Source organism: Flavobacterium aquidurense (genome assembly GCF_002217195.1).
Taxonomy (GTDB): domain Bacteria; phylum Bacteroidota; class Bacteroidia; order Flavobacteriales; family Flavobacteriaceae; genus Flavobacterium; species Flavobacterium frigidimaris.
This window is the reverse complement of the sequence record NZ_MUGR01000059.1, coordinates 1-1216: the sequence shown is the minus strand read 5'-3', so window position 1 is coordinate 1216 and position 1216 is coordinate 1. Positions and strand designations below refer to the sequence as shown.

The following is a 1216-nucleotide window of genomic DNA, read 5'->3' as shown; positions in this document are numbered from 1 at the left end:
TCAATAAAAAAAAATGCTCTGCTTTCATTTATACCGTAACTCCTACATCAGGATTGCAAAATTTGCAATTTTCACCCCATTCAAATATTTATAAGAAAAAGTTTATATTTGAAAAAAAACATTAAAACAACAATAAAAGATGCTTTATCTTGAAGGACTACTAATAATTGGAATTATGGGAGGAATATTAATTTGGTCTATTTCAAAACGAAAAAAAATGGTTGTACTATTTTTACTACTTATCTTACTACTCTTAATTTTACCCTGGATTCTTTTATTTTTAGCATATGCAAGTGAGGCTGAATTTCCAGATTGAATTTAATTATGATTAAAAATTTGAAATTATATGCTTTTTAAGTTTGAACCTTTTGTATTACTATAATTAGATTTTTCAGCCAAAACCAATAAACAAATACCTATTATTTAACTATGAAACAAATTCTATTACTATTCATTTTATCATCAGTAATTGCTTGCCACAATAAAGAATATCCAGATTTAATAAACAAACAATTAAAATATTCAGACAAAGATTACGACAAAAAACATTTTCAGGACTTCTCGGTTTATGAAGATGTTACCACTAAAGACAATAAAACACCAAAAGCCAAAATAGTTGCAAAAAAGCAATATCCCTGGGAAATATCTATTTCTCAAAAACGTGCAGAGCAAACGATGCACCAAATAGAAAAATCAATAACGGCGGTAACTGACGGTGCATCTGATTACAATAAAGCCCCATCAAGTTCCATTTATTTTTCATCTTTGGTAGATAATTTTTACACAAAGGAACAATTATCACAATATGAAAAAACAGAAAGTATAACCAGCCAAAGATCTATTTTAGATTATATAAAAGCCACAGTAAAAACATATGATTTAACCAACGAAAAAAATGAAAAAGTACAATTAAATCAAAATGAGCTAGGTTTAAATATTGGAGGTTTTGAGGAAAAAAACGAAAAGTTACTCGAACGAATTGCATTTAGCACAATGGGAATGGGAAATCTAGAATATTTAACACTAAAGGGCTATGTAAATATTGAAATAGAAATTCCTGTTGAATATGGAAAAGTAGAAATTACTAATCAAAATATTGGAGATAAAATTAGTATTGGAGGACAAAAAATACAGATTCTGGAATTTGATGCCAACGTAATTCACTATAAATTATCCGATAACAATTCTAAAAAAATCAGCATTTATATTGACAATT

The 1216-nt window shown here is 27.4% G+C and carries 1 protein-coding gene; it reads left to right on the top strand.

All coding sequences use genetic code 11. The features are described from left to right. Nucleotides 1-429: 429 nt before the first annotated feature. A partial coding sequence (locus B0A67_RS23040) for a hypothetical protein (RefSeq protein WP_207557380.1) occupies nt 430-1216 on the top strand: 787 nt, incomplete at its 3' end.